The sequence below is a fragment of the Pseudomonas sp. AS2.8 genome (genome assembly GCF_014190935.1).
In the GTDB taxonomy this organism is placed as follows: Bacteria; Pseudomonadota; Gammaproteobacteria; order Pseudomonadales; family Pseudomonadaceae; genus Chryseomonas.
Window position 1 is genome coordinate 785,779 of sequence record NZ_JACHVV010000001.1, and the last position, 24,022, is coordinate 809,800.

The 24,022-nt window shown below is 67.4% G+C and carries 18 protein-coding genes; 5 read left to right on the top strand and 13 right to left on the bottom strand.

Going from position 1 to position 24,022, the window contains the following annotated elements:
• Positions 1 to 21 precede the first annotated feature (21 nt).
• Genes xdhC through xdhA form a run of 3 tightly spaced genes read right to left on the bottom strand, consistent with a single transcriptional unit; the run spans position 22 to position 4,674 of the window.
• Positions 22 to 846 (bottom strand): xanthine dehydrogenase accessory protein XdhC, encoded by an 825-nt coding sequence (xdhC, locus tag FHR73_RS03575; RefSeq protein ID WP_183629597.1) that lies wholly within the window; start codon positions 844 to 846, stop codon positions 22 to 24.
• A complete protein-coding gene (gene xdhB / locus FHR73_RS03580; protein WP_183629598.1) occupies positions 843 to 3,242 on the bottom strand; it encodes a xanthine dehydrogenase molybdopterin binding subunit in 2,400 nt (799 codons plus the stop codon). Before xdhB ends, xdhC begins: the two co-directional genes overlap by 4 nt.
• The gene (gene xdhA / locus FHR73_RS03585) at positions 3,235 to 4,674 is read right to left on the bottom strand and encodes a xanthine dehydrogenase small subunit (protein ID WP_183629599.1); all 1,440 of its coding nucleotides are present in this window, start codon (positions 4,672 to 4,674) and stop codon (positions 3,235 to 3,237) included. The genes xdhB and xdhA overlap by 8 nt, the downstream gene beginning before the upstream one ends.
• 314 nt (positions 4,675 to 4,988) lie before the next feature.
• Between xdhA and FHR73_RS03590 the strand changes: the two genes are divergently transcribed.
• The 3 genes from FHR73_RS03590 to fabF all read left to right on the top strand — a co-directional run bounded on the left by FHR73_RS03590 (position 4,989) and on the right by fabF (position 9,832).
• The gene (locus FHR73_RS03590; protein WP_311628867.1) at positions 4,989 to 7,583 is read left to right on the top strand and encodes an EAL domain-containing protein; all 2,595 of its coding nucleotides are present in this window, start codon (positions 4,989 to 4,991) and stop codon (positions 7,581 to 7,583) included.
• Between the two features lie 134 nt (positions 7,584 to 7,717).
• Positions 7,718 to 8,290: a TetR/AcrR family transcriptional regulator gene (locus FHR73_RS03595; RefSeq protein WP_183629600.1), complete on the top strand. Its 573-nt coding sequence runs from the start codon at positions 7,718 to 7,720 to the stop codon at positions 8,288 to 8,290.
• 255 nt (positions 8,291 to 8,545) lie between these two features.
• Positions 8,546 to 9,832, top strand: coding sequence for a beta-ketoacyl-ACP synthase II (gene fabF, locus FHR73_RS03600; protein ID WP_183629601.1), 1,287 nt, complete (start codon positions 8,546 to 8,548; stop codon positions 9,830 to 9,832).
• A 263-nt stretch (positions 9,833 to 10,095) separates the two neighbouring features.
• Here fabF and FHR73_RS03605 read toward each other — a convergent pair whose 3' ends face one another.
• The 6 genes from FHR73_RS03605 to cydP all read right to left on the bottom strand — a co-directional run bounded on the left by FHR73_RS03605 (position 10,096) and on the right by cydP (position 15,639).
• Positions 10,096 to 12,057, bottom strand: coding sequence for a methyl-accepting chemotaxis protein (locus FHR73_RS03605; RefSeq protein WP_183629602.1), 1,962 nt, complete (start codon positions 12,055 to 12,057; stop codon positions 10,096 to 10,098).
• A 216-nt stretch (positions 12,058 to 12,273) separates the two neighbouring features.
• On the bottom strand, positions 12,274 to 12,570 hold the full coding sequence (locus FHR73_RS03610) for a cyd operon YbgE family protein (protein ID WP_183630181.1): 297 nt from the start codon (positions 12,568 to 12,570) through the stop codon (positions 12,274 to 12,276).
• Positions 12,557 to 12,673 (bottom strand): cytochrome bd-I oxidase subunit CydX, encoded by a 117-nt coding sequence (gene cydX, locus FHR73_RS03615; protein ID WP_007158843.1) that lies wholly within the window; start codon positions 12,671 to 12,673, stop codon positions 12,557 to 12,559. The genes FHR73_RS03610 and cydX overlap by 14 nt, the downstream gene beginning before the upstream one ends.
• 25 nt (positions 12,674 to 12,698) lie before the next feature.
• On the bottom strand, positions 12,699 to 13,838 hold the full coding sequence (cydB, locus tag FHR73_RS03620) for a cytochrome d ubiquinol oxidase subunit II (RefSeq protein ID WP_183629603.1): 1,140 nt from the start codon (positions 13,836 to 13,838) through the stop codon (positions 12,699 to 12,701).
• A 10-nt stretch (positions 13,839 to 13,848) separates the two neighbouring features.
• Positions 13,849 to 15,462 carry a cytochrome ubiquinol oxidase subunit I gene (locus FHR73_RS03625; protein ID WP_183629604.1) on the bottom strand — a complete coding sequence of 538 codons (1,614 nt, stop codon included), beginning with the start codon at positions 15,460 to 15,462 and terminating at the stop codon, positions 13,849 to 13,851.
• A gap of 33 nt (positions 15,463 to 15,495) precedes the next feature.
• Positions 15,496 to 15,639 carry a cytochrome oxidase putative small subunit CydP gene (cydP, locus tag FHR73_RS03630; RefSeq protein WP_183629605.1) on the bottom strand — a complete coding sequence of 48 codons (144 nt, stop codon included), beginning with the start codon at positions 15,637 to 15,639 and terminating at the stop codon, positions 15,496 to 15,498.
• A 260-nt stretch (positions 15,640 to 15,899) separates the two neighbouring features.
• Between cydP and FHR73_RS03635 the strand changes: the two genes are divergently transcribed.
• Together FHR73_RS03635 and FHR73_RS03640 are read left to right on the top strand one after the other, a co-directional pair.
• The gene (locus tag FHR73_RS03635) at positions 15,900 to 16,160 is read left to right on the top strand and encodes a hypothetical protein (RefSeq protein ID WP_183629606.1); all 261 of its coding nucleotides are present in this window, start codon (positions 15,900 to 15,902) and stop codon (positions 16,158 to 16,160) included.
• A 71-nt stretch (positions 16,161 to 16,231) separates the two neighbouring features.
• Positions 16,232 to 17,233: a dipeptidase gene (locus tag FHR73_RS03640; RefSeq protein ID WP_183629607.1), complete on the top strand. Its 1,002-nt coding sequence runs from the start codon at positions 16,232 to 16,234 to the stop codon at positions 17,231 to 17,233.
• Positions 17,234 to 17,260: 27 nt separating this feature from the next.
• Here FHR73_RS03640 and FHR73_RS03645 read toward each other — a convergent pair whose 3' ends face one another.
• From FHR73_RS03645 to FHR73_RS03660, 4 genes are all read right to left on the bottom strand, one after another.
• Positions 17,261 to 18,448, bottom strand: a complete 1,188-nt coding sequence (locus tag FHR73_RS03645) for an NAD(P)/FAD-dependent oxidoreductase (RefSeq protein ID WP_183629608.1) — start codon at positions 18,446 to 18,448, stop codon at positions 17,261 to 17,263.
• 190 nt (positions 18,449 to 18,638) lie between these two features.
• Entirely contained in the window at positions 18,639 to 21,107 is a 2,469-nt protein-coding gene (locus FHR73_RS03650; RefSeq protein ID WP_183629609.1) for a PAS domain-containing protein, read from the bottom strand.
• A gap of 221 nt (positions 21,108 to 21,328) precedes the next feature.
• Positions 21,329 to 22,777 carry an amidase gene (locus tag FHR73_RS03655; RefSeq protein ID WP_183629610.1) on the bottom strand — a complete coding sequence of 483 codons (1,449 nt, stop codon included), beginning with the start codon at positions 22,775 to 22,777 and terminating at the stop codon, positions 21,329 to 21,331.
• Positions 22,778 to 22,797: 20 nt separating this feature from the next.
• Positions 22,798 to 24,015 (bottom strand): MFS transporter, encoded by a 1,218-nt coding sequence (locus FHR73_RS03660; protein WP_183629611.1) that lies wholly within the window; start codon positions 24,013 to 24,015, stop codon positions 22,798 to 22,800.
• Positions 24,016 to 24,022: the final 7 nt, after the last annotated feature.

A 24,022-nucleotide genomic window follows, 5' to 3' on the forward strand; every position in this document is an offset into this window, starting at 1 on the left:
CGATCTCGGATAGGGATAGCGCTAATTGGGGGTGGCGGTGACCAGGCGCAGCGGCAGCTCCGCCTGCTGGGCCTGGCGGCCGTAGTGGGCGATGACCTCGCCGGCAACGGCGATGGCGATCTCCAGCGGCAGCTTGCCTTGGACCTCGGGCAGGCCCAGCGGACAGCGTACCGTGGCCAGGCGGTCGGCACCGTGGCCGCGCGCCGCGAGACGGTGGCGGAACTTGGCCCACTTGGTCCGGGAGCCGATCAGACCGAAATAGCCATGGTCGCCACGGGCGAGGATGGCGTCGGTCAACTCCAGATCCAGGGGGTGATTATGGGTCATGACGATGTAGTAGGCACCCGCCGGCATCTGGGCGATCTCGTCGACCGGCTCGTCGGTCAGGCGCTTTTCCACCCCGGCGGGCAGGACGGCGGGAAATTCCTGGGCACGCGAGTCCACCCAGCGCACCGCGCAAGGCAGCCCGGCCAGCAGCGGCACCAGGGCGCGGGCGACATGGCCGGCGCCGAAGACGATCACCGGGACGTCCTGCGCCAGCTGGGGTTCGAACAGCAGGGTGGTGACGCCGCCGCAGCACTGGCCAAGGCTGGCGGCCAGGGAGAAACGCTCCAGGCGCGGCTGGCGGGTGCCGGCGGCGAGCAGTTCCCGGGCGATCTCCACCGCGCGGTATTCCAGATGACCGCCGCCGATGGTCAGGTGCTGCTCGTCCCGGCCCACCAGCATCTTGGTGCCGGCCTCGCGGGGGGTGGAACCCTGCTCGTCGGCGACGGTGATCAGCACGCAGGGTTCGCCGCGCGCTTCGAAATCGGCCAGCAAGGCCAGCCAGCCACGTTTGGTGTTCATGCCGGCTCCTCCATGGCGGGGACCTGGGCGGCCTGCGCCTCGGCGGCCAGGCGGCGCATGCGCTCCACGCCCCAGAGCACCCGTTCGGGGGTGGCCGGTGCGTCCAGCGCCGGGTGGAAGCGGTAGTCGGCCACGCTGGCCACGGCGTCCTGCAGGGCGCACCACACCGAGATGCCGAGCATGAAGGGCGGCTCGCCCACGGCCTTGGAGTGGAACACCGTGGCCTCGGGATTCTTGCGATTTTCCACCAGGCGGACCCGCAGGTCCGGCGGCACGTCGCTTACGGCGGGGATCTTGTAGGTGGAGGGGCCAGCGGTGAGCAGCTTGCCGGCGTCGTTCCACACCAGCTCTTCCATGGTCAGCCAGCCCAGGCCCTGGACGAAGCCGCCTTCGACCTGGCCAATGTCGATGGCCGGATTCAGGGAGGCACCGACGTCGTGGAGGATGTCGGTGCGCAGCAGGCGGTATTCACCGGTGAGGGTGTCGATCAGCACCTCGGAGCAGGCGGCGCCGAAGGCGTAGTAGTAGAAGGGCCGGCCGCGGGCCTGGTCGCGGTCGTAGTGGATCTTGGGCGTGCGGTAGTAACCGGTGCTGGACAGCGACACCTGGCCGACATAGGCCAGCTGGATCAGCTCCTCGAAGCTCAGCAGGCGATCGCGCACCCTGACGTGGCCGTTGCGGAAGTCGATCTCTTCGGGCCCGACGTGAAAGTGCCGACTGGCGAAGTCGATCAGCCGGTCCTTGATGGTCTGGGCGGCGTTCTGCGCGGCCTTGCCGTTGAGGTCGGTGCCGCTGGAGGCGGCGGTGGGCGAGGTGTTGGGCACCTTGTCGGTGTTGGTGGCGGTGATCTGGATGCGCTGGATATCGACCTGGAAGACCTCGGCCACCACCTGGGCGACCTTGGTGTTGAGCCCCTGGCCCATTTCGGTGCCGCCATGGTTCAGGTGGATGCTGCCGTCGGTGTAGACATTGATCAGGGCGCCGCCCTGGTTGAGGAAGGAAGAGGTGAAGGAGATACCGAATTTCACCGGGGTCAGCGCCAGGCCCTTCTTCAGTACCGGACTGGCCTGGTTGAAGGCGTGGATGGCTTCGCGGCGGACCTGGTAGTCGCTGCTGGCGGCAAGGTCCGCGGTCATCTCCTCGAGCAGGTTGTCTTCCACCACCTGGTGGTAGTGGGTGAGGTTGCGCGTCTCCTTGCCGTAATAGTTGCGCCGGCGCACCTCCAGCGGATCGAGGCCGCGATGGCGGGCGATGGCGTCCATGACGTTCTCGATGGCCAGCATGCCCTGGGGGCCGCCGAAACCGCGGTAAGCGGTGTTGGACGCCAGGTGGGTCTTGCAGCGGTGGCCGGTGATCTGGGCGTTGCCGAGGAAATAGGCGTTGTCGGCATGGAACATGGCGCGATCGATGATGGCGTTGGACAGATCCGGCGAATAGCCGCAGTTGCCCGCCAGTTCGAAGCGGATGCCCAGCAACCGGCCGTCGTCGTCGAAGCCGACGTCGTACTCGACGTGGAAAGGATGGCGCTTGCCGGTCATGTGCATGTCTTCGAACCGCGGCAGGCGCATCTTCACCGGGCGCCCGGTGAGATGGGCGAACACCGCGCAGAGCGCCGCCGGCATGCCGGCCTGGCTTTCCTTGCCGCCGAAGCCGCCGCCCATGCGTCTCATGTCGACGGTGACCCTGTTCATGGAGACGCCCAGCACCTCGGCCACCTGTTTCTGCACCTCGGTGGGATTCTGGGTGGAGGAATAGACCAGCATGCCGCCGTCCTCGGTGGGCATGACCGAGGCCACCTGGGTTTCCAGGTAGAAGTGCTCCTGGCCGCCGATGGCCAGTTCGCCCTGCAGGCGATGGGGCGCGGCGGCCAGGGCGGCGGCCGCGTCACCGAGCTGGTGGCTGTGGCTGGGCGAGATGAAGTGCTCGCGGCGCAGCGCCTCCTTGACGTCGAGGATGGCCTCCAGCGGCTCAAACTCGATGATGGCGGCCTGGGCGGCGCGGCGGGCGGCGTCGAGGCTGGTGGCGGCCACCGCCAGCACCGGCTGGCCCAGGTACTGCACCTCGCCATCGGCCAGCAGCGGATCGCCGGGCAATACGGCGCCGATGTCGAGCTGGCCCGGTACGTCCGCAGCGGTGATGGCCAGAGCCACGCCGGGGATCCCGTAGCAGGGCGCGAGATCGATGTGTTTGATCCGCGCATGGGCGTGCTCGCTCATCCGCGCATAGACGTGCAGCTGGTTGGGAAACTCCAGGCGGTCGTCGATGTACAGGGCCTCGCCGCTGACATGCTTGTCGGCGCTCTCGTGCTTGAGCGGCTTGCCGACGCCGGTGGCCAGGCCGGCGGCGAAGGCCGCGGCCATTTCCTCGGGGGTACGGGTGGGCAGGGTGCTAGACATGGGCGGTGACCCTCGTGGCGAGCGCGGGCTGGGTGGTTTCCAGGTGACATTTGCGCAGCAGGTTCTGCGCCGTCAGCAGACGGTATTCGCGACTGGCGCGGAAATCCGACAACGGGGCGAAATCCTCGGCCAGGGCCTGGGCGGCGCGCTCGATGGACGCGGCGTTCCAGGGCTGGCCGAGCAGCGCCTGTTCGCAGCGCGCCGCCCGCTTGGGGGTGGCGGCCATGCCGCCGTAGGCGATGCGCACGCTGGCGACGCGGTCCTGCTCCAGCTCCAGGGCGAAGGCGGCGCAGACCGCGGAGATGTCATCGTCCAGCCGCTTGGACACCTTGAAGGCGCGGAAGACGAGACCTTCGCGCGCCCGCGGCACCCGCACCGCCTGGATGAATTCGCCCGGCTCCAGGGCGGTCTTGCGGTAGTCGAGGAAGAAGTCGTCCAGCGCCATTTCGCGCAGGCGTTCACCCTGGCGCAGCAGCAGGCGGGCGCCCAGCGCCAGGAGCAAGGGCGGACTGTCGCCGATGGGCGAGGCATTGCCGATGTTGCCGCCCAGGGTGCCCTGGTTACGGATCTGCAGGGAGGCGAAGCGCTGCAGCAGGGCGCCGAAGTCCGGGTAGTCGGCGGCGAGGGCGGCGGCACAGTCGGCCAGCGGGGTGGCGGCGCCGATCTCGATAGAATCGTCGCCGACGGTAACGCCGCGCAGTTCGGGCAGATTGCCCAGGTAGATCAGGGTCTCCAGGCGGCGATGCTGCTGGGTGACATCCAGGGCCAGGTCGGTGCCGCCGGCCAGCAGGCGCGCCTCGGGATGGGCCAGATAAAGACGGGCTAGTTCGCTCAGGGTGGTGGGGCTGAGGCAGCGCCGGTTGGCACCTTCCAGTCGGGTATCGGGTGCTGGCGCCAGGGCCTTGAGGCGTTCCAGGGTCTGCTGCTCGCGGGCATCGAACTGATCCGGCTGGCGGCTGGTGCAAGCCTGTTCGGCCGCGGCCAGGATCGGCCGGTAGCCGGTGCAACGACAGAGATTGCCGGCCAGGGCCTCGTGGGTCGCGGCGTCATCGGGCGCGGCCACGTTCTTCTGCAAGGCGAACAGCGACATGACGAAGCCCGGGGTGCAGTAGCCGCACTGGGAACCGTGGCAGTCGACCATGGCTTGCTGCACCTGGTGCAGCCGACCCTGGTGCTTGAGGGCCTCCACACTGATCAGCTGCCGGCCGTCTAGCGCCGCGACAAAGGTCAGGCAACTGTTGACGGTGCGATAGCGCAACCGATCGCCCTCCCGCTCGGCCAGCACCACGGTGCAGGCGCCGCAGTCGCCCGAGGCGCAGCCTTCCTTGGTGCCGGTCTTGCCACAGCGCTCGCGCAGGTACTGCAGCACGGTGAGGTTGGGGTCGAGCTGCTCTTCGCTGCGCAGCTTTTGGTCCAGCAGAAACCTGATCACGGCCGCTCTCCACCTGGTCTCGAATGCCTTGATGGTGGGTAAAGCTGACCGATAGGTCAACATTTGCCCGGGTGAGTGGCGCCCCTCTGTCGTTTTTAAGCAAGAGGTCCTGGAAAGGCTGCGCCGTCCTGGCGCATTCGGTTCGTCAGCGCCCATGCATGGTGCAAAAACAGCCGCTCTAGCGAGCCCTTCTTCGGAATATCTATGCGGGGACTTCAAGCTGCCTGGAGCAGTGCCGATATAAAGGCAGACGATTTCGGCCTGGCCGCCTGCCGTCAGCACCCTCGTACAACCCGTTGCAACAGGTCGCTATCGTGCCTACCCAACTCAATCGTGTCGCCCGTCAGGCCTCTCTGGGTTTCTTCGCCTTGGTCACCCTCATCTTTGCCCTGGCGGGCTTGATGCTGCTCGACCTGTGCGCGCGCATCGACGAGCAGCAACGCTATCACAGCGAGGCGGACGCCCAGCGCGCGCTGGAGACGCGGGTGGACAAACTGGGCCGGGTGCTGACCGATTATTCCTTCTGGCTGGAGGCCTATGCGCGGACCAGCAAGAAGGTCGACGTCAACTGGGCCTACGAAGAAGACAACGTCGGGCCATCCCTCTACAGCGGCTACGGCGTGAATGGCGCCTTCATCCTGGCGCCCAACAGTGTGACGCGCTACGCCGTGGTCGGCGGCGGCCGCAGCAAGGTGCAACTGGATACCTGGCTGGGCGACGACCAGGCGCCGTTGCTGGCGCAGGCACGGGAGCGCTCGCTCAAGGATGGCTATGCCCAGGGCTATTTCCTGATCGAAGGCAAGCCGGCCAGCGTGCTGGCCGCGGTGATCCGCCCGGACGCCACCTATCAGGACTTCAAGCGGCTGTCCTACATGGTGTTCGTCGACATCCTCACGCCGGACAAGCTGGCCCAGCTCGGCCAGACCTTCGAATTGCCCGGGCTGACCGCGGAGCCCGGAGAACTGCCTGCCCTGGCGGAGCGCCCGACCCTGGTGGTGAAGTCCGATCCGGGTATCGCCGTGACCTTCCACTGGCAGGTGCATGGCATGGGGCAGCGCCTGCTGGCGCAGTTCCTGCCGTTGCTGGTGGCGATGTGTGGTCTGGCGCTGCTACTGGTCTGGTACCTGCGCCGCCGGATCGGCCTGGCCGCACGGCAGACGGATGTGGCCGAAGATGCCCTGAGGCACAGCGAGCAGCGCTTTCGCACCGTTTCCGAGGCCTCGTCCGACTGGATCTGGGAAAGCGACGCCGAGCAGCGGCTGGTCTATCTCTCGGAACGCTTCGTGGCGGTGACCGGCTTCAGCCGCGAGGATTGGCTGGGCCGCCCGCTGCACGAACTGCTCGGCTATCCGCCGAGCCAGGTCGAGGAAGTGGCCCGGACGCCGCTGGCGGCCGGCCGCACCCGGCGCCCCCTGCGCTGCGAGATGCGCGACGCCCAGGCGAAGCTCAGGTACTGCCAGCTGACGGCGCAACCCATCATCAGCGGTGGCCTGCTGGCGGGCTTTCGCGGCACCGTGTGCGACGTGACCGAGGAGATCGAGGCCAAGGCGCGCATCGAACACATCAGCCAGCACGATGCCCTCACCGGACTGGCCAACCGTCATCAACTGCACCGCTACCTGGCGCAGCGCTTCGCCGAGGGCGTCAACGCCAGTCAGCCGCTGCATCTGCTGGCCCTCGATCTGGACCGCTTCAAGCCGGTCAACGACTCCCTCGGCCATGGCGCCGGCGACCAGGTGCTCTGCCAGGTTGCCCGGGAGTTGCGCGCCGGCGTGCGTGAAGGCGATCTGGTCGCGCGCATCGGCGGCGATGAATTCGTCATCGCGGTGAATGGCTGCCTGAGCGCCGAGCAGGTGAGCGTGCTGTGCAACCGGATGCTGGAGGGCATCGGCCGGCCCATGCGCATCGACGAGCACGACATCAACATCGGCGCGAGCATCGGCATCGCCCGGGCGCCCCAGGACGGTCACGGCGCCGAGGACCTGCTGCGCTATGCGGACATCGCCCTGTACGAGGCCAAGGCCGCGGGGCGCAACACCCTGAGGTTCTACGAACCCACCATGAACCAGCGCATCCTCGAACGGCGCCAGCTGGAAACCGAATTGCGGCTGGGACTGCAGCGACTGGAATTCGAGCTGGATTTCCAGCCGCGCTTCGCCGCCAATGGCCAGCGATTGCTGGGTGCCGAGGCGCTGGTGCGCTGGAATCATCCCGCTCGCGGTCGGCTGGCACCCGCCGAGTTCATCGGGGTGGCGGAGGAGACCGGGCTGATCCTGGGGCTGAGCGACTGGGTGCTGCAGGAAGCCTGCAGTCAGGCGCTGGACTGGGCGCCGGAGTTGATCGTGTCCATCAACCTGTCACCGCTGGAGTTCCAGCGCGATGACCTGGTGGCCCGCATCCGCAAGGTGCTCGATCGCACCGGCATCGACCCGGCGCGGGTCGAGCTGGAGCTGACCGAGAACGTCCTGCTGGACGACGCCGCGGGCGCCCTGGAGTTGATGAAGAAGCTCAAGGCGCTGGGTGTGCGGCTGTCCATGGACGACTTCGGCACCGGCTATTCCTCGCTGAGCTATCTGCGTACCTATCCCTTCGATTGCCTGAAGATCGATCGCAGCTTCGTTTCCAACATCGAGGTGAGCGAGAGCAATGCCGCCATCGTCGAGGCCATCGTCAGCATGGGGCGGGCACTGTCGTTGACGGTGGTGGCCGAGGGCATCGAGACCGCCGGCCAGCTGGCGCGCATCGCCGACCTCAAATGCGACCAGGCCCAGGGCTTCCACCTGCAGCGGCCGCTGTCCCAGGTGCGCTTCGCGGCCTTGCGGCAGGAGCAATACGAGATCCCGGATCGCCAGGCGGCGTGTGCCTCTGTGACCGTAATGAGCGGGCTTACCGCAGGCGGCCGGACGTAGCCGTGATACGCCGCTAGCGGCGCGCTCGGTGGCGCCCGCTGCTGAACGGCCGATGAGCAATCATGGGCTGCCGATTCCACCGGTGGGCTTGGCGGCGTAGCATGACAACTGACATACCAAGCATCGAGAACCCCATGCGTTACGATGAAGAGCACAAGGCGAAGACTCGGCAGCGGATCATCGAAGAAGCTGCCAAGCGTTTTCGCCGCGACGGCGTGAATGCGACCAGCGTGCAGACCCTGATGAAGGCGTTGAAGTTGACGCATGGAGGGTTTTACGGGCACTTCACGTCCAAGGACGAACTGATCGATGAAGCGCTGCGCTACTGCCTGCTGGAGATCGGGGCCGTAACGCCCGTGAGCTTGACCGGGGATCGGCCGCTGCCTGAATTCATCCAGCGTTATCTTTCCACTGTTCACCGGGACGAGCCAGCCAGAGGCTGTATCTTTCCGACCGTCTCCGCCGAACTTGGCCAGCGCGGGGCGGCGCACCCCGCAACCGACCAAGCGCTCCTGGCAAGGTTGGGGCAGCTTGGCGAACACTTGCCGGATTCCCAGGACGCTGTCTTGGTATTGAGCACGCTGGTTGGCGCTCTAGTACTGTCGCGTGGGGTGGCAGATCCTAAGCTGTCCGATCATATCCTTGATGCTGCCCGTTCGGCGCTGCTCGAACTGCTCGAAGCGAAGTCGTCGGGCGCCCAGTGCTGACTGGATCCTGATCTCCGCACTCAAGGGTCGAAGCATGTGATCCCGCGCCAGCCAGATGCCTTCGCGGCATCCAGCGAAGGCGCCTGATCATCTGATCAGCTTTCATAGGTAACCACGCAAGCCAGCTAACAGCCTTTACATGATGACTATCATATGATTTATATGTCGGCCATCATCTTATGGGGCAGTGGTCCTGCATCAACGGGATACCAGTCCAGACGGCTGGACCTTCAGTCCCGTCTACCGAGGAGTCATATGAACAAGCAGCATCCAGTCCGTATCGTCGTTACCGGGGTTGGCCTAGTCGGTCCGCTGGGATGTGGAGCCGAGGTGACTTGGTCGCGCCTGCTCGCCGGCCGGTCAGGCCTACGGGCGTTACCTGAGAGCGTAGCCGGAGACACTGGTTGCGGCATCGCCGGACAGGTGCCCGGTCTGGCGGAGGATCCGACGGCTGGCTATGACCCCGAGCTCCATATCAATGCCAAGGATCGCAAGAAGATGGATCGCTTCATCGAGTTTGCCCTGGTCGCGGCGCGGGAGGCCCTCGAACAGGCGAACTGGCATCCCGGTGACGATGCCGCCCAGCAACGAACCGCCACGCTTATTGCCTCGGGCGTCGGCGGCTTCGATGCCATCGCCAGTGCCGTGCGCACCACGGATACCCGCGGCGCGCGACGGCTCTCGCCGTTCACCGCGCCGTCATTTCTCGCCAACATGGCCGCCGGCCATGTATCCATCGAGCATGGTTTCAAGGGGCCACTCGGCGCACCGGTTACAGCCTGCGCCGCTAGCGTCCAGGCCATCGGCGATGCTGCCCGCCTTATCCGAGCAGGGGAGGCGGACATCGCGATCTGTGGGGGGACCGAAGCCGCTCTCCATCCGGTGACCCTGGGCAGTTTCGCTGCGGCCCGCGCCCTGGCAGCCGGCTACAATGATCGTCCGCAAGAGGCGTCCCGGCCTTTCGATCGAGATAGGGCAGGCTTCGTCATGGCCGAGGGTGCAGGGCTCCTGGTCATTGAGTCACTGGATCACGCGCTGGCCCGAGGCGCCACACCCCTGGCCGAGCTGGTGGGCTACGGCACCAGCGCCGATGCCTATCATCTCACCGCCGGTCCGGAAGACGGCAGCGGTGCCCGCCGCGCCATGGAGCAGGCCCTGCGCCAGGCCGGGATCGCCGCCGCCGAGGTGCAACACATCAATGCCCACGCCACTTCCACACCGGTCGGCGACAAGGGGGAGCTGGCGGCCATTCGGGCAGTCTTTGGTGATAACTCGCCGGTCGCCATTACCTCGACCAAGTCCAGTACCGGGCACCTGCTGGGCGCCGCTGGTGGTATCGAGGCGATCTTCACCGTACTCGCCCTGCGTGACCAGATCGTGCCGCCGACGCTGAATCTACACCACCCGGATCAGGCCGCCGATGGCCTGAATCTCGTGGCCTTGCGGGCGCGCCGGCTGCCGCTCGAATACGCCCTGTCCAATGGCTTCGGCTTTGGTGGCGTGAACGCCAGCGCCCTGTTCAGGCGTTGGACCAGGGCGTGAGCAGGTACGGCAGGTGGGCTGCTACCGCACGTCAATGAGTTCTTGGGGCTAGCGTGCACGAGTGGAAGGGTGCGTCCCTGTACCTTTCTGAAGAGGCTTGAACCCGACGGAAGAGCCTCCCGCTCTTCCGCTTTTTCCGCATTGGCGTTGGCCGTGGTCGACTGAAGAGCACCGTTAGCGGTGGTGAGGAATGCCCTGGGCGAAGGAGGCTCGAGCGAACGGCCAGTGCTTGCAAAGGCACCGACCGTTGCGAATTCATGGAGTCAAGCCACCCGGAAGCGACCCACCAGCGCCTGCTGCTGTTCGGCGAGGCGCGCCAGTTCGCGACTGGTGACGGCGGTCTGCTCGGCGCCGGCGCTAACCTGGATCACCAGGTCGTTGATGTCGTTGACGTTGCGACTGATCTCTTCGGCGACCTGACTCTGCTGCTCGGCGGCCGAGGCCACCTGGATGTTGCGGTCGTTGATCAGGGTCACCCCCTCGGCGATCTCGCCCAGCAGCTCGCCGGCGCGAACCACGTTGCTGGCGCCGGTCTGCACCTGGCTCAGGGTTTCCTGCATGGCCTGGGTGGCACGATCGGAGCCGTTCTGCAGATTATTGATCATCTGCTGGATGCTGCCGGTGGATTGCTGGGTCTTCTGTGCCAGGGAGCGTACTTCGTCGGCCACCACGGCGAAGCCACGCCCGGCTTCACCGGCGCGGGCGGCTTCGATGGCGGCGTTGAGGGCCAGCAGGTTGGTCTGCTCGGCGATGCCGCGGATCACGTCCAGTACCGAGGAGATGGCGTCGCTCTCGTGCTTGAGTTCGGCGATGATCTCCGAGGTCCGTTCGGCCTGCACCGACAGCCCCTGTACCAGGCCGATGGTGGCCTGCAATTCGCGACGACCCTGGCTGGTGTTGCCCTCGACCTGGCGCGAGCCTTCGGCGGCTTCGGTGGTGCTGCGGGCGACGTCCTTGACGGTGGCGCTCATCTCGGCGATGGCGGTGGCGACCTGATCGGTGCCCAGGCGCTGCTGGGCGACGTTCTGGCTGGTCTGGAGGGCGACGGCCGAGGCCTCCTCGGCGGCGGTGGCGACCTGCACGGTGGCCGCGCCGATCTCCTGGATCACCTGGCCCAGCTCCTGGCTCATCAGGTTGAGGTTGCCGGTGATGGCGCCGAACTCGTCCTTGCCCTGATAGGCGCAGCGCGCGGTGAGGTCGCGGGTGGCGAGGCGGGTGAGGGTCGCGTTGACCTGTTCCACCGCCTGCTTGATGTTGCGGATGATCACCCAGGCCAGGGCCGAGACGGCCACCAGCACCAGCAGCACCAGGCCGAGGGTGATCCAGAGGTCGCGACTGGCCTTGGCGCGGGCCTGCTCGGCCTGGGCGCCAACGCTGGCGCCCAGATCCGCCTCGACTTTGCCCATCAGGTCGATGCGCTGGGTGGCCAGGTTGAACCAGTCTTCCGGCTTGACGCCCAGGGCGTCGCCCAGGGGGACGGTAAAGGCCAGTTGCTGCAGGCGGCTGACTTCTTGGGCGCTGGGTTGCTTGAAGGTGTCGTCGAGCTGGCGGATGAAGTCGGGCGTGGCTTTGCGCTCGAAGGCGTCGGCATAGGCGGAGAATTCACCCAGGTTGCGGGCGAAGCGCGACAGCAGGCTGGCGTCGAAGCGATTCTGGTTGAAGGCCAGGCCCAGCAGGACGCGCTCGCGGCCGGCGCGCTCCTTCATCTCGACGAACAGATTGAGGGCGCCCAGGGCGCGCAGGATGGCCGGATCGTCGACCCCGGCTTCCAGCGAATGGGTGTAGCCGATCAATGTCTTGATCAAATCGGTGTAGGCCGCACCGGACTGGGTGCTGTTGAGCGCCAGGCCGTCGACGCTGGTGCGCAGATCGGTCAGGCCGTCCAGGGCGCGCAGCAGGCTCTGGAGAGCGGCGTCGCTACCGCTGGCCAGGGCCTTGAGCGCGCCATGAGCCTGGTCGCTGTCCTGGCGGAAGGTCTTGAGCTTGTCCTGCATGGACTTGCCGCCGCTGCCCAGGAAGACGCCGCTGGCGCCGCGTTCGCGCTGCAGGCTGGTGACCACGGCGCTGATGCGCTGGGCCGTGGCACTGGCGGTCACGGTGTGCTCCATGTCCTTGAAGGTTTCGTAGCGATCGGCGGTGTAGAGGCCCGAGATCACCAGGAATCCAGCCAGCGGCAGGAGCAGGATCAGCAGGAGCTTGGTACTTAGGGGGGCATTCCTGAGCATCGTGGCATTCTCTGAGGCGTTCAGCGGGTACGTCGGCGGCAAGGGGGAAGCCGGCGCGGGCAAGATCGATTCCGGTTATGTCGGCACCCGCGGACGAACCTTGATAGTCAGGTTATTCATCGGCGTGAGTGGCGCGGCGCGCGGCACGCGGCCAGGCGGTACGCCGGGTGAGGAGCGCAGCGCCCGGGGAGGCCGGGCGCTATGGTCAGACGTCAATCAACCCAGGTGCGCCTTGACGAGCAGGGCGTAGCCGAGCACCAGCAGCGGCCAGCCCAGCACCGGGCCGAACACCAGGCGCCAGAGCCACAGGCGCGGCACGAAGCCGACGCCATGCACCAGTCCGGCGGAGACGCCCAGCATGACCGCCATCAGCAGCGGATGGCTGTAGTGGCCGCTGGCGTCGAGCATCAGCCCCGGATGGATCAGCAGCAGCAGGGCCAGGGGCGCTGCGAGCAGCAGCGACAGCGTGCGCCCCAGCGGATGGACGCGGGGCAGGACTTCAGCATTCGGCATCGTCATGGACATCCAGCTCCCGGGTGCTTTCCAGCCAGAGGGCGTTGATGATGCCGAAGCTGGCGGCGAGCAGGACGCCGAGGATCCAGGTGAAGTACCACATGGCAGGTCTCCTTGAGAGGGGCCGATCAGTAGAGGCCGTGGGGATTGGCGTCGATGAAGCGGTCATCGACCTTGCCCCACATCCGGGCGTAGCTCCACAGGGTGTAGGCGAGGATCAGCGGCACGAAGAGCGCCGCGGCGACGAACATGATGCCCAGGGTCTTGTGGCTGGAGACGGCGTCCCAGACGGTCAGGCTGGAGGCCGGGTCCAGGCTCGACGGCAGCACGAAGGGAAACAGTGCGCAGCCGGCGGTGGCGAGGGTGCCGACGATGGCCAGGGCCGTGCCGGTAAAGGCCAGACCCGCCTGCCGCCAGCTGCTGCCCAGCAGCGCCAAAACGCTGCCGAGCACCGCCACGACCGGGGCGATCAGGGTCAGCGGCTGCTGGTGGTAGTTGGCCAGCCAGCCCGGATTGCCCGCGGTCACCACCTTGTGCAGCGGATTCAGGGCACTGCCCGGATCGCCCTGGCTGATCAGCACATAGCCGTCGAAGCCATAGGCCAGCCAGACGCCGGCCAGGCCGAAGGTGACGAGATGGAGCAGGGCGCACAGACCGGTGGCGCGACGGGCACGCTCGCCCAGCGCCTGATGGGTGCGCAGCATCAGCCAGCTGCCGCCGTGGGCGCAGAGCATGGCCAGGCTGACCAGCCCGCAGAGCAGCGCGAAGGGGTTGAGCAGGGCGAAGAAGCTGCCGTGGTAGCTGGATCTCAGGGTGTCGTCGAGCTGGAAGGGCAGGCCCTGGAAGAGGTTGCCGAAGGCCACGCCGAACACCAGCGCCGGGACCAGGCTGCCGGTGAACAGACCCCAGTCCCAGGCGCTGCGCCAGCGGGTGTTGTCCAGCTTGCTGCGGTAGTCGAAGCCCACCGGGCGCAGGAACAGGGCGAAGAGCACCAGCAGCAGGGCCCAGTAGAGACCGGAGAAGGCGGTGGCATAGACCATCGGCCAGGCGGCGAAGAGGGCGCCACCGGCGGTGATGAACCAGACCTGGTTGCCGTCCCAGTGCGGGGCGATGCTGTTGATGGCGGCGCGGCGTTCCTTGTCGGTCTTGCCGATCAGGGGCATCAGGATCATGGCGCCCATGTCGAATCCGTCGGTAAGGGCGAAGCCAATCAGCAGCACGCCGATCAGCACCCACCAGGTGAGCTTGAGGACTTCATAGTCGAACATGGCGGTCTCCTCAGACGTTGGCCGGGGCAGCGGGCCTGGCCACGGCGGCCTGGCGCAGGGCGTCGCCGACCTGGGCGGCGCGTTCATGGAAGTAGCGGCCGGTATGCAGGCTGCTCGGGCCGAGGCGGGCGAAGCGGATCATCAGGTACAGCTCCACGATCAGCAGCAGGGTGTAGAAGGTCACCAGGGCGCCGATGGAGCCGAGGAGGTCGCCCGCAGCCAGGGTCGAGGCCGACAGGTGGGTGGGCAGGACCTCGCTGATGGTCCAGGGCTGGCGACCGTGCTCGGCGACCCACCAGCCGGTCTGGGTGGCGATCCAGGGCAGCGGCAGGCTCAGCAGCGCCCACTTCAGCAACCAGGGTTTCCTGAGTTCGTTGCGGCGGGTCGAGGCCCAGAAGGCGCAGACGAACAGCGCCAGCATCAGCACGCCGGAGGCGACCATGATGCGGAAGGTCCAGAACAGGCTGGCGACGCCGGGAATGGTGTCCCGCGCGGCCTGGCGGACCTGCTCGGGGGTGGCCGTGGCGGGATCGTTGACGTACTTCTTCAGCAGCAGGCCATAGCCCAGGTCCTGCTTGTGGGCGTCGAAGGCGGCGCGGGTGGCGGCGGAATCGTCGCCGGCGCGCAGGCGTTCGAGCAGGGCATAGGCCTGGGCACCATTGCGGACGCGGGCCTCGTACTGGCTGACCAGGTCCCTGATGCCGGTGACCGGCTCGCTGGTGGAGCGGGTGGCGATCAGCCCCATCAGGTAGGGGATCTTCACCGCGTAGTCGGTGCGCATCTCCTGCTGGTTGGGAATGCCGAACAGGGTGAAGGAGGCTGGCGCTGCTTCGGTGTCCCATTCGGCTTCGATGGCGGCCAGCTTGACCTTCTGCACCTCGCCGACGCGATAGCCGGATTCGTCGCCCAGCACGATCACCGAGACCACCGCGGCCATGCCGAAGGCGGCGGCCACAGCGAAGGAACGCCGGGCGAAGCCGATGTCGCGGCCCTTGAGCAGGTAGTAGCTGGAGATCGCCAGCACGAAGATGGCGCCGGTGACGTAACCCGAGGCCACGGTGTGGACGAACTTCACCTGGGCCACGGGATTGAGCAGCAGGGCGCCGAAGTCGACCAGCTCCATGCGCATGGTCACGTAGTTGAATTCGGCGCCGACCGGATTCTGCATCCAGCCGTTGGCCACCAGGATCCACAGCGCGGAAAGATTCGAGCCCAGGGCTACCAGCCAGGTCACCAGCAGGTGCTGACCTCTCGACAGCCGCTCCCAGCCAAAGAAGAACAGCCCGATCAGCGTCGATTCGAGGAAGAAGGCCATCAGGCCCTCGATGGCCAGGGGCGCGCCGAAGATGTCGCCGACATAGTGGGAGTAGTAGGCCCAGTTGGTGCCGAACTGGAACTCCATGGTCAGGCCGGTGGTGACGCCCAGGGCGAAGTTGATGCCGAACAGCTTGCCCCAGAACTGGGTCATGTCCTTGTAGACCTGTTTGCCGGTCATCACATAGACCGACTCCATGATCCCCAGGATCACCACCAGCCCCAGGGTCAGGGGCACGAAGATGAAGTGATACAGCGCGGTCATGCCGAATTGCAGGCGTGACAGGTCCACGACGGATTCCGAGATCATCCCGGCAATCTCCTCAGAAGGGGGGTAGGGGTGCTAGTCCAGCAGGTGGGCGCTGACCGCCTGGGAGGCGTCGGGCGGCACCGTGGGGGCGCTGAACCAGAGGCTCTTGATCACCATCAGTAGCGCCAGCTTGATCAGCAGGATGACCAGCAGTTCTTTGACCAGGCGTCCGTTCATGGCGACCTCGCGAGCCGTGGCGCCCCTCCAGGACGGAGTGGCGGCTGCATGCAGGATGCGCCTGCTGGCCCTGGGCAAAACTGATCCAGGTCAATTGGCCAGTGGCCATCGCCTGGGGCAGGTTGTCGCAGTCGTTCAGCCGGGGTTCAGAGGGGTTAAGACAGCGTTAAGACGCCTGGGCGCAAGGTGGAACCGTGACTGACGCCGGACCGCTTTCCGCGGCGACGCCAGCCCCCGTGTTCAAGACAGGAGGCTCCACCATGAACGTCTTCAACAAGATGGCCGCTCTCGCCCTGCTCAGCACCGCCAGCTACACCGCCATGGCCGCCGAGATCAACGAAAGACGCGCCCAGGCCGCGCCGCAGCCGGCCGTCGCCGAAGCGGACGTCAGCCGCAGCCAGAACGTGACCCCTGCAGGCTGGGACCAGGTGCTCGATCCCCATGCCTATGGCCAGGTCTCGGTGCGCTATCAGGCGCAGCCCGTGGATCCGGCGCTGTTGCGGGGCGTGACGTTCGGCTAGCGGCGGGGCGGCGCCTGCGGCGGGTCCGCATGCTATGTTGAACCCCTCGAGACGTGCGTAGGGGAACACAGATGCAGACGGTCGCAGCCGGAGAAGCGGGACTCAAGCCGCTACGCTGGGAGGCGCATGCCTGCCTGCCGCTGGTGCCGGGGCAGGACATGTCCGGCTTGAGTCGCTATCGCGCGGCCGGCTTTCATCACGTGTCGATCAATGTCGGCATGGACATGACGCCTTTCGCGACGGTACTGCAGACCCTCGCCGGCTTCCGCGCCTGGCTGGCCCGGCACGACGCGCACTTCTGTCTGGTCGGCGCGGTGGCCGACCTGCAGCGGGCGCGCGAGCAAGGCAAGCTGGCCGTGTCCTTCGATCTCGAAGGCTCGACCATGCTGCTCGACGACCCGGCGATGGTGGGGCTCTATGCCTCCCTCGGGGTACGCCAGATGCTGCTCGCCTACAACCGCGACAACGCCTGCGCCGGGGGTTGCCATGGCGCGGGCGGCGGTCTGACGGCGCTGGGTCGCGAGGTGGTGGCCGCCGGCAATGCGGCGGGCATCACCCTCGACTGTGCCCACGCGAGCGAGCGTGCCAGCCTGGAGATCATGGCGGTGTCGACGCGGCCGGTGGTCTTTTCCCACACCAATATCAAGGCGCTCCACGAGCATCCCCGGACGATCAGCGATCGGCAGATCCGCGCCTGTGCCGACCAGGATGGGGTGATCGGCCTGACCGGGCTAGGCATCTTTCTCGGCGATCCCGCGGCTTCGGTGGCCAGCTATGTCCGCCAGATCGACTACCTGGCGGAGCGCGTCGGGACCCGGCATATCGGCATCGGGCTGGATACCGAGCTGTGCCCGGCCGACCATGACCTGCCCGCTGGCGTCGACGCTGAAGACTGGTGGCCCGCACGCCACTATGGACAGCCGCACGGCCATACCCAGCTGCAACCCGAGGCACTACCTGAACTGATACGCCAGCTGGAGGGGCAGGGCTACACCGCCGCTGACATCGACGCCATTCTGGGCGGGAATTTCCTGCGCATCGCGAGCCAGACCTGGCCGTCTGCGGCTGCCTGAGTCCAGACGCTAGGCGCGGTCTCCGGCCTAGACGTACTGCGCCGCCGCATAACCGGAGGCCCAGGCCCACTGGAAGTTGAAGCCGCCCAGGTGGCCGGTGACGTCCAGCACCTCGCCGATGAAGTACAGGCCAGGTGACTTGAGCGACTCCAGGGTCTTGGACGAGACCTCGCGGGTGTCGACGCCACCCAGGGTGACCTCGGCCGTTCGATAGCCTTCGGTGCCCGCAGGAACCAGTTGCCAGTCGTGCAGGCGCGCGGCGATGGCCTGGAGTTCGTCGGGGGTGTATTGCTTCAGCGGTTTTGAGTGGAACCAGCTGTCGGCGAGCAGGGTGGCCATCTTCTTGGTGAACAGCTCGCCCAGCAGCGTCTTGAGCTCGCTGTTGGGGCGCGCCTGGCGCTGCTCGGCGAGCAACTGGGCGAGGTCGAGGTGCGGCAGCAGGTCGATGCTGAGACTGTCGCCGGGTTGCCAGTAGGAAGAGATCTGCAGGATCGCCGGACCGCTGAGGCCGCGGTGGGTGAACAGCAGATTCTCGACGAAGCTCTGGCCGTTGCAGCTGATCCGGCAGTCTTCCACCGCCGTGCCGGACAGGGCGCTGCAAAATTCCTTGAGCTGCGGATCGGTGATCGTGAAGGGCACCAGACCGGCGCGGGTCGGCAGTAGCTGATGGCCGAACTGGCGGGCGACCTGATAGCCGAAGCCGGTGGCGCCCAGGGTCGGGATGGACAGGCCGCCGGTGGCGATCACCAGGGATTCGCCACGCACCGGGCCCAGGCTGGTCTGCAGCTGATAACCGCCCGGGTCGAGGCGGGCGATCTCCTGCACCGAGGTCTCCAGGCGGATGTCGACGCCGCCGCGCTCGCACTCGTCCAGCAGCAGGGTGAGGATGTCACTGGCCTTGTTGTCGCAGAACAGCTGGCCGAGCTTCTTCTCGTGGTAGGGCACGCCATGCTTGGCCACCAGGGCGATGAAGTCCCACTGGGTATAGCGGGCCAGGGCCGATTTGCAGAAATGCGCGTTCTGCGAGAGGAAATTGGCAGGCTCGCAATAGACGTTGGTGAAGTTGCAGCGGCCGCCGCCGGACATGAGGATCTTCTTGCCGGCCTTGTTGGCGTGGTCGAGGACCAGGACCCGGCGCCCGCGCGTGGCGGCGCTCAGGGCGCACATCAAACCGGCCGCGCCGGCACCGATGATGATGACCTGGGTCTCGAACACTGTGACTCCTTACCGATAGACAGAGGGCCACTGGCCCGCGGCGGCGCATGTTACCCGATCGTCAGGGCCGGGTGGGGGGCCGCTGTCGGCGCGCTCCGGCACTCCGTCGCGCCCAGGTCTTCTCAGGCATGGCGCTCTGCCAGCGGCGGTCGCGGCCGGCGCGCAGCTTAGAAGGTCAGCCAGCCACGCGCTAGGTGGCCAGGTGCGTCTCGCACCCGACGAGGATCTCCTGCAGCCGGCGGGACAGGGCGTCCGCCGAGTAGGGCTTGTGGATCAGCTCGAAGCCCTGGGCGCCATTGGTCGCCAGCACCTGGCTGTAGCCCGAGGTCAGCAGGATCGGCAGGCTGCGATAGAGGCGCCTGATCTCGATGGCCAGTTCCAGGCCACTCATGCCGGGCATGACGACGTCCGAGAAGACCACGTCGAACCGGCCTGGCTGGTCGGCGAGCAGGGCGAGGGCGCGCTCGGCGTTGGCGGCCAGCACCGCGTGGTAGCCGAGATCGCTCAGCAGGTCGACGGCGAAGCTGCCAACCTCGAGATTGTCCTCGACCACCAGGACGGTGACCCCGCCGCCATCGGCGGTTGCCGCGGCGTCATCCAGGGCCGGTGGCTGTCCGGTTACCGGCGCCACCGGCAGATAGAGGTGGAAGGTCGTGCCGCGGCCGACCTCGCTGGTGACCCGCACCTCGCCACCGGACTGCTTGATGAAGCCAAACACCTGGCTCAGGCCGAGACCGGTGCCCTGGCCAACTCTCTTGGTGGTGAAGAAGGGCTCGAAGATCTGCTCCAGGTGCTCCCGGACGATGCCGCTGCCGTTGTCCGTCAGGGCGACGGCCACGGCCGGGAGGGCCAGGGCGGGCTGGGTCGCAGTGGCCGGAATGCTGGCGACGGTGCCGACGCTGATGGTCAGGCGTCCCGCATCGCCCATGGCGTCCCGGGCGTTCACCGCGATGTTCACCAGGGCGGTATCGAACTGGCTGGGGTCGGCATAGACCAGGCAGGGGTCGTCGCCGACCTCGAGGGCGATGCCGACCTGTGCGCCGAGCAGGGTTTCCAGCATGTCGCTCATGGCCAGGACATTGTCCCGGGCGGAAAACACCTCGGGCGCCAGCGTCTGGCGGCGGGCGAAGGCCAGCAGTTGCCCGGTCAAGCGAGCGGCGCGATCCACGGTGGTGGAGATCGCCTCCAGGTAGCGCTCGCGGCGCGCGTCGCTGAGGTTGGGGCGCTTGAGCAGGTCGCAGGAGGTGCGGGCGACGGTGAGCAGGTTGTTGAAGTCATGGGCCACGCCGCCGGTGAGCTGGCCGATGGCTTCCATCTTCTGCGCCTGGCGCAGGGCGTCTTCGGCGGCCGCCAGATCCAGCGTCTGCTGGCGTTGCTGGGTCACGTCGCGCACGGTGGCATAGATCAGTTCGCCGTTGCGCGTGGCATTCCAGGAAAACCAGCGGTAGGACCCATCGCGGTGGCGATAGCGGTTTTCGAAGCTGACCAGCGCTATGCCCTGCTTGATATCCCGGAACGCCTGGCGCGTGGCAACGAGATCGTCATCGTGGACAAAGGCCAGGAACGGCTGGGCCTTGAGTTCCTCGAGCGACCAGCCCAGAGTCAGCGCCCAGGCCGGATTGAGGTTGACGAAGAAGCCCTCGAGGTCGGCCACGCACAGCGGATCGGTGGAGCGGTTCCAGATCTGATCGCGCTCGGCAGTGCGCTCCGAGATGCGTAGCTCCAGCTCGTCGTTGAGCGCTGCGATGGCCTCGGCCCGGGCCTGCTGCGCCTGCTGGGCGAGGATGCGACTGCTGATGTCGCGGGAGATGCAGACGATCTTCACCTCGCCGGTGCCGGTCACCGCGAAGGGCGAACAGGACACCTCCCACCAGCGCGGCTCGCCGCGGGCCGTGGGGCAGAAGCCTTCGACCCGGGTGGTCTGGCCGGCTGCGGCGCGTGCGACGGCGTGGCGGATCTTCGCGACTTCCTCGTCGGGCCAGAGGGCGGCGTACTCGCAGCCCACGACCTGGTCGAAGGACTGCAACTGGTTGAGCTCCAGCCCCTGGGCGTTCATGAATTCGATATGGCCCTCCGCGGAGAGGACCTTGACGCAATCCAGGCTGGCCTGGAGCAGGCTGCGGGAAAAGCCCTCGCTGTGCAGGACGTTGCGGGCGGCGGCGAAGCGGCGCTGGGCGGCGATCTCCAGCGCGAGCATGTCGGCGAAGAGTTCGAAGGCGGGCAGGATCTCGGGGCTGCTGGGTTTGGCCGGCTGCGGATCGATGGCGCAGAGCGTGCCGAAGAAGCTGCCATCCTCCAGCACGATGGGGACCGAAATATAGCTGCGCAGGCCGTACTGCCGGGGCGTGTGATGGTGGCGGTAGAGTTCGTCCAGCGCCACGTCGTCGATCACCACCGGCTGGCGATGGTCGCGGATCTCGTCGCAGATGGTCGATTTGACGTCCAGCTCGCCCCCGGGCTGGAGGCCGAAGCCGATGAGGTCCAGGGTGCTGCAGGCGATCCAGCGATCGTCGGTCACCCGGGCCACGGCGGCGAAGCCCATGCCGGTCATCCGGCAGACCACGTCCAGGATCTTGGGTACCGCGGCGATCTCGGCGATGAGATCGATGTCCTGGGACAGGAGGTACGAGGGGACTGGAGTCGAGGTGAGGATGCTCATCGGGTCGCTCGTACGGTGCCCTGCCGGGGTGGCGGGGAAGATGGCGAGCGACAACAGGCTGAAGCCTCCAGCACGGATGCTAGAGGTGTTCGTCACAGGCCGTGCGCGGCCAGTATAGCGAGCATCCAAGCGAAGCGGGTGACAGGATGCCATCCAGTTTGCGATGAGCCTCTCCGTCCGCCACCCGGGACCGCGGCCGCCGTGGCCCGGCGGCCAGGGCTTCAGCGACTGCCCATCAACCGTGGTCGTCGTCCCGCCCAGGGTTGCGCGCGTTCCAGCTGGGCGGCCAGGGCCAGCAGGGTGCCTTCCTCGCCGAAGCGCGCGGCGAAATGGCTGCCTAGCGGCAGGCCGTCGGGCGTCCACCAGAGCGGCACCGACATGGCGGGCTGGCCACTGGCGTTGAACAGGGCGGTGAAGGGCGAATAGCTGTGGAAGGCGGCGATGGCCTCGGCCAGCGAGCGTTCCGGGTGGTCGCCATCCAGCTCGCCTAGGCGCGGCGGTTCGCGGGTCAGGGTGGGGGTGAGGATGACGTCATGGTCGGTGAGAAAGCGTGCCAGGGTCCGGCCCAGGGCATGCAGGCCTTCCACCGCGGCAGCGTAGCGATGGGCGGGGATGTCGCCCCGTTCGCGCAGGATCACCCGGGTACGGGCGTCCAGCTCCTCGTCGCTGACCGGGGCACCGCGCATCGCACCGAGCACCTGCAGGTAGTGACGGGTGCTGGGGCCGATGATGTCGAACACCTGGTCGAGGAAGCATGGCAGGTCCACCGGCAGGGTCGCCGGCTCGACGTGGTGGCCAAGGCTTTCGCACAGTCGGGCGGTGTGGCGCACCGCGGCCAGGGCCTCGGGTCCGCTCGGCCAGGGTGCCAGGTGCTCGACCAGGGCGATGCGCAGCGGGCGGGGATCGCGCTCCAGCAGGCTGGCGAAGGGTACGCCGTGGGCCGGTGCGGCATAGGGCGCGCCCAGGTCGGCGCCAGCGGTGGCATCCAGCAGCAGGGCATTGTCGCGCACCGACAGGCTCATGGCGTGGGGCGTGCCCATGCCAGCCCAGCCTTCGCCAACCATGGGTCCGGAAGGCATCCGTCCGCGGCTGGGCTTGAGACCGAAGATGCCGCAGCAGGACGCTGGCACCCGCAGCGAGCCGCCGCCATCGTTGCCATGGGCGAAGGGCACCACGCGGGCGGCGACCAGGGCCGCCGCACCGCCGCTCGAACCGCCGGCGCTATGGCCCGGGTTCCAGGGGTTGGCGGTGGCGCCGAAGCGGCGCGATTCGGTGCTGTAGGAGGTGCCGAATTCCGGCGAGGTGGTGGTGCCAACGAACAGGCAGCCGGCCTGGCGCAGTCGGGTCACCAGTTCGCAGTCGAAATCCGGTCGCGCCTCGCCCAGAGCCAGGGAGCCATTGGTCATGCGGGCGCCGGCCAGGGGGGTGAAGAGGTCCTTGACCAGGGTCGGAACTCCGGCGAAGGGCGCGTTGACGTCGAGCGGGGCCCTGGCCGCGGCGCGGGCCTGGTCATAGAGCCGCTCGCTTACGGCATTGAGGGACGGCTCCACGGTGTCCAGGCGTTCGATGACCGCTTCGAGCAGCTCGCTCGCCGCGATCTCGCGTTGCCGCAACATCGTCGCCAGGCCGTGGCCGTCGTGGGTATCCAGCAGGGATTGCAGACTGTGCATGGAAGATCCTCGTTCAGAGTTCAGGAAGAGCGCGATGGAGTGGGCTGGGCGGTCTTGCGGCGCAGCAGGCCGACGGCGGCCCAGGCGAGCGCGGCGATCAGGGCGGCGCTGGCGAGGGCGCGGATGGCCAGGTGCAGATCGCCAGTGAAGGGCAGGAGCACCGCCACCACCAGCGGACTGGCGAACTGGCCCAGGTAGAGGCAGCCGGTGTAACCGCCCATGCCGCGACCCCGGGCCCGGGTGCTGAGGGCGCCCATCACCGGTGCCATGGTGTTGGGCACCAGCATGCCGACGCCCAGGCCGTGGAGGGTCACCGCCACCAGCACGGCCTCGTAGCTGCGCGCGGTCACCAGCAGCCAGAGGCCGCCGCCCATGCAGGCCAGCAGCACGGCGTTGCAGCCGGTCAGGCCCCACCCGCGGCGCAGCAGCGGCCAGAGCAGCGGGCCGCCCAGCGTGGCCAGCAGGCCGAGACCCGCCGAGGCGCCGATCAGGGTGCTGGAGGTCACGCCCAGCTGCACCAGCAGTAATGGGCTCTGGATGGGCACCACCACGCTGAGCACCATGCCGGCGAAGACCAGCAGGTAGTTGACGAGCAGTGGCAGCGGCGCACTGCGCTCCGGGCCTTCGTCGAGGTGACTCTGGACGCTGGCGCGGCCGGGCTCCCACAGCAGCCGCAGCATGAAGGGCACCAGCAGCAGGGGCAGCAGATAGAGATAGAAGGGCGTGCGCCAGGAATGCTCGCCCAGGGCGCCACCGATCACGAAGAACAGCGAACCCACCAGACTGATGGTGATCACCTGGCCGTTGATATAGGCCAGCCGCCGGCTGCCGTGCCAGTAGTCGGCGATCAGGGTCACGCAGCAGGTCATCACGGCTGCCTCGGCCAGGCCGAAGACCAGGCGGGTGAGGGTGATGGCCGCCAGCGACTGCAGCAGCGCCGGCAACATGCCGAGCACCGCATAGCAAAGCGTCGCCAGCAGCAGCAGACGCTTGCGCCCCAGGCGATCGGCCAGCCAGCCGGCCAGGGGCGCGAAGAGGGCGATGGCCAGGGCTGGCCCGGTCATCGCCAGGGGGATGAGCAGATCGGCGTGGGGTTCGACGGGGCCGAATTCGGCGCCCAGCTTGGGGATGATCGGCGCGACCATCACCGAACCCATGATGGTCAGGCTGCTGCCGAGCAGGAGTACGGCGCCCTGGCGCCGGCCGGGGGTGGGGCGGGAGGAGGCGGTAGAGGTCATGGGCGGA